The sequence below is a fragment of the Saccharomonospora iraqiensis subsp. paurometabolica YIM 90007 genome (assembly GCF_000231035.2).
In the GTDB taxonomy this organism is placed as follows: domain Bacteria; phylum Actinomycetota; class Actinomycetes; order Mycobacteriales; family Pseudonocardiaceae; genus Saccharomonospora; species Saccharomonospora paurometabolica.
The window spans coordinates 51469-57417 of sequence record NZ_KI912259.1 but is presented as its reverse complement, the minus strand read 5'-3'; the positions used below and the strand labels follow the sequence as shown (position 1 = coordinate 57417).

10 protein-coding genes are annotated in these 5949 nt (G+C 72.0%); 4 read left to right on the top strand and 6 right to left on the bottom strand.

From position 1 onward, the window contains the following. Nucleotides 1-220: 220 nt before the first annotated feature. Both SACPADRAFT_RS0221130 and SACPADRAFT_RS0221125 read left to right on the top strand, forming a co-directional pair. A complete protein-coding gene (locus tag SACPADRAFT_RS0221130) occupies nucleotides 221-628 on the top strand; it encodes an ArsR/SmtB family transcription factor (RefSeq protein WP_028662653.1) in 408 nt (135 codons plus the stop codon). Continuing rightward, entirely contained in the window at nucleotides 625-1080 is a 456-nt protein-coding gene (locus SACPADRAFT_RS0221125; RefSeq protein WP_007026142.1) for a Fur family transcriptional regulator, read from the top strand. Before SACPADRAFT_RS0221130 ends, SACPADRAFT_RS0221125 begins: the two co-directional genes overlap by 4 nt. A 95-nt stretch (nucleotides 1081-1175) precedes the next feature. On the opposite strand, the gene SACPADRAFT_RS0221120 is transcribed toward SACPADRAFT_RS0221125, so the two are convergent. From SACPADRAFT_RS0221120 to recO, 3 genes are read right to left on the bottom strand one after another with little or no spacing between them, the layout of a single operon-like run. Then, the gene (locus SACPADRAFT_RS0221120; RefSeq protein WP_007026141.1) at nucleotides 1176-1586 is read right to left on the bottom strand and encodes a hypothetical protein; all 411 of its coding nucleotides are present in this window, start codon (nucleotides 1584-1586) and stop codon (nucleotides 1176-1178) included. Then, the gene (locus SACPADRAFT_RS0221115; protein WP_007026140.1) at nucleotides 1583-2416 is read right to left on the bottom strand and encodes an isoprenyl transferase; all 834 of its coding nucleotides are present in this window, start codon (nucleotides 2414-2416) and stop codon (nucleotides 1583-1585) included. Before SACPADRAFT_RS0221115 ends, SACPADRAFT_RS0221120 begins: the two co-directional genes overlap by 4 nt. Next, nucleotides 2361-3230 carry a DNA repair protein RecO gene (recO, locus tag SACPADRAFT_RS0221110; protein ID WP_007026139.1) on the bottom strand — a complete coding sequence of 290 codons (870 nt, stop codon included), beginning with the start codon at nucleotides 3228-3230 and terminating at the stop codon, nucleotides 2361-2363. The genes SACPADRAFT_RS0221115 and recO overlap by 56 nt, the downstream gene beginning before the upstream one ends. 70 nt (nucleotides 3231-3300) lie before the next feature. Between recO and SACPADRAFT_RS0221105 the strand changes: the two genes are divergently transcribed. Then, entirely contained in the window at nucleotides 3301-3489 is a 189-nt protein-coding gene (locus SACPADRAFT_RS0221105; RefSeq protein WP_007026138.1) for a hypothetical protein, read from the top strand. Nucleotides 3490-3520: 31 nt separating this feature from the next. Here the strand turns inward: SACPADRAFT_RS0221105 and SACPADRAFT_RS0221100 are convergent, their stop codons facing one another. Both SACPADRAFT_RS0221100 and SACPADRAFT_RS30920 read right to left on the bottom strand, forming a co-directional pair. Next, the gene (locus tag SACPADRAFT_RS0221100; protein ID WP_233357243.1) at nucleotides 3521-3937 is read right to left on the bottom strand and encodes a DUF2752 domain-containing protein; all 417 of its coding nucleotides are present in this window, start codon (nucleotides 3935-3937) and stop codon (nucleotides 3521-3523) included. A gap of 24 nt (nucleotides 3938-3961) precedes the next feature. Then, entirely contained in the window at nucleotides 3962-4462 is a 501-nt protein-coding gene (locus SACPADRAFT_RS30920; RefSeq protein WP_233357242.1) for an RDD family protein, read from the bottom strand. On the opposite strand from SACPADRAFT_RS30920, the gene SACPADRAFT_RS31740 reads away from it, so the two are divergent. After that, complete coding sequence (locus tag SACPADRAFT_RS31740) at nucleotides 4433-4804, top strand: hypothetical protein (RefSeq protein WP_198048378.1); 372 nt, start codon at nucleotides 4433-4435, stop codon at nucleotides 4802-4804. The two genes, SACPADRAFT_RS30920 and SACPADRAFT_RS31740, sit on opposite strands and share 30 nt — an antisense overlap. Nucleotides 4805-4878: 74 nt before the next feature. Here the strand turns inward: SACPADRAFT_RS31740 and era are convergent, their stop codons facing one another. Beyond that, the gene (era, locus tag SACPADRAFT_RS0221090) at nucleotides 4879-5784 is read right to left on the bottom strand and encodes a GTPase Era (protein ID WP_028662651.1); all 906 of its coding nucleotides are present in this window, start codon (nucleotides 5782-5784) and stop codon (nucleotides 4879-4881) included. Nucleotides 5785-5949 lie beyond the last annotated feature (165 nt).

Genomic DNA, 5949 nt, shown 5'->3' with positions numbered 1-5949 from the left:
GGCCCCGCGCGCCGCACGGGGCCCCTCGGGGCCGCCGGATCGTCCGGCGGGGCATCGTCCGGGGTGCCGGGTGGGGTCGGGTACGTGCCCACGTCAGGAGCCTCCCTCTCGCTCCGCGGCGCGTCGCGCTCGCGCATCACCGTTGATCCCCCGAAGCACTAGGATGGTAGTGGCCTCCCCCGGCCCCCGCAGCACGAATCACGGCAGTCTGGAGACCCGCATGGCGACGATGGACTCCGGTGCGGCACGGCAGGGGCCCGGTGCGGACGGACCGGTCTCCGGGGAGCACGAACACACCCCGGACGGGGCCGGCCCCGCCGCGCCACCTCCCCCACCACAAACGGCGCTGACCGACGCCGGGGAACTGCTGCGGGCCCTGGGGGCACCGGTGCGGATCGCCGTCGTGCTGCAATTGCGGCACGGGCCGCGCTGTGTGCACGAGCTGGTCGACGCGCTGGACGTGACCCAGCCGCTGATCAGCCAGCACCTCCGGGTGTTGAAGTCCGCCGGGATCGTGCAGGGACAGCGGCGGGGCCGCGAGGTGGTGTACCACTTGGTGGACGACCACCTGGCGCACATCGTGGTCGACGCCGTCGCACACGTACAGGAGGACGTCCGGGCGCAATGAGTGGAACGAGGACAACCGGCACGGCCTCAGCGGCCGCCGGGACGCAGGACCGGGCCCCGGTCCCCGGCAGGCGGGCGACGCGGCAGCGCGCCGCCGTGGTCGCCCTCCTTGCCGAGGTGGACGAGTTCCGGTCGGCACAGGATCTGCACGACGAACTGCGCAGGCGCGGCGAGGGGATCGGCCTGACCACCGTGTACCGGACGTTGCAGTCACTGTCCGAGGCGGGTGAGATCGACGTGCTGCGCACCGACTCCGGCGAGGCGGTCTACCGGCGGTGCTCGGCCCACCATCACCACCACCTCGTGTGCCGGCACTGCGGCTACACGGTCGAGGTGGAGGGTCCGGCCGTGGAGCGGTGGGCCGAACGCACCGCCGCGGGCAACGGCTTCTCCGACATCCGACACACCGTGGAGATCGTCGGCACCTGCACCGACTGCGCCACCCGCGAGTGACCCACCCGCCCCCGCGAGTCGCCACTCCAGCCCCGCGAGTCGCCACTCCAGCCCCGCGAGTTGACACTCCAGGCCCGCGGACCGAGCCGCGGGAGTCAGGTGCCGAGCAGTTCGCCGCGCACCTGGGAGGCCGTGGAGACCACCAGCATCAGCAACGTGCCCAGCGGCCCCTCGTCGAGCCCCTGCGCGGGGAAGGCGTACCGCAGCGTGAGGTCCGTGCCGCGTTCGGTGTGCACGACACCGAGGGTTCCGAACAGGCCCTGCCCCGCGCGTTCGGCCACCGACGCGGCCACCGACGGCTCGTCGGGCATGTCCCACGCCACCACGCAGGTCAGGCTGAGCACGGACAGGCCGTCGGCCAACCGCATCGCCTGCACCACACACGGCACCTCGGCGTGCGAGAAGGTCAACGTGCCGTCGTCGTCGACGCTGACCTCCAGGAACCGCTCCAGCGCCTGCCGTGCGGAGGCGAGCAGGGCCGCGGTGTCGGCCGCCTCGGTACTCACGCGGACGCACCCCCGTCCGCGGCCCGCGCCGCGTCCACCGCGGCGCCGAACCGGCGGTCGCGTTTGGCGTACTCCAGGCACGCGTCCCACAGCTTGGTCCGGTCGAAGTCGGGGAACAGGGTGTCCTGGAACACGAACTCGGCGTAGGCCGACTGCCAGAGCATGAAGTTCGACGTCCGCAGCTCCCCGGACGGCCGCAGGAACAGGTCCACGTCCGGCATCTCCGGCTGGTAGAGGTACTTCGCCACCGTGCGTTCGTCCACCTTGTCCGGGTTGATCCGGCCCTCCGCGGCGAGCTGCGCGATCCGCCGCGCCGAGTCCCCGACCTCGGCCCGGCCGCCGTAGTTGACGCACATCGTCATGTTCAGCCGGGTGTTGTTCCGCGTCTTCTCCTCCGCGGCGCGCAGTTCCTTGATGACGCTGCGCCACAACTTCGGGCTGCGGCCCGCCCAACGGATGCGCACCCCGATCGAGCCGAGGTAGTCCACCTGCCGCCGGATGGTGTCCCGGTTGAACCCCATCAGGAAGCGCACCTCCTCGGGACTGCGCTTCCAGTTCTCGGTGGAGAAGGCGTAGACCGACAGCCACGGCACACCGAGCTCGACGGCACCCGCGGCGACGTCGATCATCACCGACTCGCCGCGTTTGTGCCCCTCGATGCGCGGCAGGCCCCGTTGGTTCGCCCACCGGCCGTTGCCGTCCATCACCAGCGCCACGTGCCGGGGCACCAGTTCCGGCGGGATCCGTGGCGGGCGCGCGCCGGACGGGTGCGGATCAGGCTCCCGCACCTCGGTCTGGGCCGTCGCCGCCTCGCGTCCCCTGCGCCGCACCTGTTACCTCCGCATCACCGGACACCGCCGTATCGCCGGACACCGCGTCAGACCCTAACCTGTCGGCGATCGGCGACTCGCGGGCACGGCGCTCGACGAACGGCAACGACCGCAACTGCCGTTCCAGGTGCCACTGCAGGTGTGCCGCGACGAGCCCGCTCGCGTCACGGCGGGTGCCGGACGCGCTCGCCTCCGCGGTGTCCCAGTCCCCGTGCAGCAATGCGCCGAGCAGGACCAGCACCTCGGGAGCGGGATGGACCGAGCCGGGCACCCGGCACTCCGGGCACAGCGACCCGCCCGCGGAGACGTTGAACGCCGCGTGCGGACCCGTGGTGCCACAGCGTGCGCACTCGCCGAGTGCGGGGGCCCACCCGGCGATCGCCGTCGACCGCAGCAGGAAGGCGTCCAGCACCAGTGAGGCGTCCCGACGCCCCTCGGCCAGCGCCCGCAACGCGCCCACCAGCAGCAGGTAGAGCTTGAGCACCGGCTCCCCCTCTTCGGGGATCAGCCGGTCGGCCGTCTCGGTGATCGCGCTGGCGGAGGTGTAGCGCTGGTAGTCGCCCACGATCGGCAGGGCGAAGGCGTCCACGGTCTGCACCTGGGTGATCACGTCGAGCGTGCGCCCGGTGTAGAACTGCACGTCGACGTGCCCGAACGGCTCCAGCCGCGCGCCGAAGCGGGAGGTGGTGCGGCGCACGCCCTTCGCCACCGCCCGCACCTTCCCGTGCCGCCGGGTGAGCAGGGTGATGATGCGGTCCGCCTCCCCGAGCTTGTGCACTCGCAGCACCACACCCGTGTCCCGATACAGACTCACCCGACCATCGTCCCACGTGCGGCGAGGTAGCCGGGTTCGACCGAGCCTCGGAAAGTGGGACGGTCGTGAGGTGACCCACGGTGAACAGCAGGTGGCCACGAGCCACACTTGCCCTTCCCGCGCCAACGGCACCGCACTGCGGCGGGTGTTGGCCCGCTGCCACGGCGACCCACCCGCGGACGAGGCTCTCGAAGCCGCCGTGTCCGAGGCGCGGGAGAGCGCGTTGACCGAGCAGGAGCGGGGTTCGCGGAGCGACTGACCCCGAACCACTCCCGGACCTCCCCCCGACCTCACACCGCGGGCACTCCGACCGCCGGGATGTTGCGCACGACCCACCATCCGACGGTGAGCACCCCGAGCGACACCGCGAGGAGCCTGCCCCGGCGGCCGGTGGGCCACCAGGTCGCGGCCCGACCCGTCTCCCACCGGCCCAGAGCGACGAGGACGACGAGAACGACCGGCACCACGACGGCGACGGCGAACGCATTGTACCCGAGGGCGGCGGACAGGTCCACGTCCAGCAGCGCACCGACCGCACGGCTGCCGCCGCAGAACGGGCAGTTCAGGCCCGTGGCGGCCAGGAACCAGCACGGGATCCGCAGGACGCCGGTGCCGAGCGCCACCCCTGTGGCCACGCCCACGCCGACCAACACCGGTGTGATCCGGGTTGCGTGCCACGGCCGCACCACCCCGGACGCGTGCCTCACCACCGCACACCTGCCCGGAGCCGCTCAGTACATCGGCATGGGCTTGGTGGAGATCACGTACGTCTTGGCCGCCTTGTCGTGCCAGCCCTGCCGCGCCTGCTCGTCGAAGAACGGCGACAGGATCATCAGGAGGCTGACGAGTCCTCCGATGCACGGGATGAGTCCCGGAAGGAACATCGTCGCCATCCGGGTGAAGGCGGGGCCACTGCCGGGACCGCCGGCGGGCATGGTCACCGACTGTTCCGTCACGAGTTTGAGCCCGGCCACACTCTTGCCCACGGTGGCCCCGCGACTGCTGAGCATCACGCCTTCGTAGACGAGCATCGCCGCAGCCATGATCGGGTAGAAGATCAGACTGACCCACCAGTCTTCGGGACCGAGCAGGGCGAACTGAACGATCAGGAAGAGCGTGCCGAGAGGCAGCCCGATGATCAGGCCGTCGACCAGGCGGGCGAGGAAGCGACTGCCCATCGTCCCCAACACCAGCGGCCCGGAGTGCGCGAACTGGATCTGGGAGCCGGGCACGAGGACCTGGGCCTGACCCTGCATCCGGGGTCCCATCCCGGGCTGCGGCCCGCCCGGGAAACCGGGGCCGCCCGGCTGCCCCTGGGGCTGCCCCGGCTGTTGGGGCGGAAACCCGCCCGACTGCGGGAAGGGCTGCTGCCCCGGGGCGGCCGGGAATCCCCCGGAGGGAGAGGGCTGGCCGAACGCAGGCGACTGCTGCCCGGGTTGCTGTCCCTGCTGTGGCTGCCCGTACGGCTGACCGGGCTGTGGCTGACCGAACGGCTGCTGTCCCGGCTGCCCCTGGCCGTACGGCGGCTGGTTGTACGGATGCGTCATGCCGCTCCCCCAGATAGGTCTTCGTGATCCGGCGAGAGGGTAGCCGATCCGCTTCCGGCCGGACACGGACGGTCCCCACCGGCCCGAAGGCCCTCGTCGCCTCAGAAGCCGAGCTTGCGCAGTTGTTTCGGGTCGCGTTGCCAGTCCTTGGCGATCTTGACGTGCAGGTCCAGGTACACCTTGCTGCCGAGCAGGGCCTCGATGTGCCTGCGGGCCCGCGCGCCGACCTCCTTCAACCGGCCGCCCCGGCTGCCCAGCACGATGCCCTTCTGGCTGGGACGCTCGACGTGGATGTGGGCGTAGATGTCGACCAGGTCGTCCCGGCCCTCGCGCGGGAACATCTCCTCGATGGTCACCGCGATCGAGTGCGGCAGCTCGTCGCGCACGCCCTCCAGCGCCGCCTCCCGGATCAGCTCCGCCACCAGCGTCTGCTCCGGTTCGTCGGTGAGCTCGCCGTCCGGGTACAGCTCGGGCCCCTCCGGCAGCCGGGCGACCAGCAGGTCGGCCAGGAGCCGGACCTGATACCCGTCCACGGCGGACACCGGCACGAGGTCGGCGAACTCCATCAGGTCCTGGAGTTCGAGCAGCTGCCGGGCGACCTGCTCCGGGCCGACCAGGTCGGTCTTGGTGACCACCCCGATCACCGGCGTCCGGCCGGCGATCTTGGCCAGTTCGGCGGCGATGAACCGGTCCCCGGGGCCGATCTTCTCGTCCGCGGGCACGCAGAAGCCGACGACGTCGACCTCCGCCCAGGTGGCGTGCACCAGGTCGTTGAGCCGTTCGCCCAGCAGCGTGCGCGGCCGGTGCAGGCCGGGGGTGTCGACGAGGATGAGCTGGGCGTCGTCCCGCTGGACGATCCCGCGGATCGCGTGCCGGGTGGTCTGCGGCTTGTCCGAGGTGATGGCGACCTTCGTGCCCACCAGCTCGTTGGTCAGGGTCGACTTGCCGGCGTTCGGCCTGCCGACGAAGCACGCGAAACCCGACCGGTGCTCGGCGACCTCGGCCACGGCGTCGGGGGCGGGCCCGTCCCCCTCGGGGGCGGTGTGCGGCGAGGGTCCGGTCACCGGAGTGTCTCCCGCACGGTCCCGGCCGCGTCCGCACGCAGGATCGCCGCGTCGGAGGCCAGGTCGCGGACGGCGTCCACGGAGCTGCCGTCGACGGTCTCCGCGTCG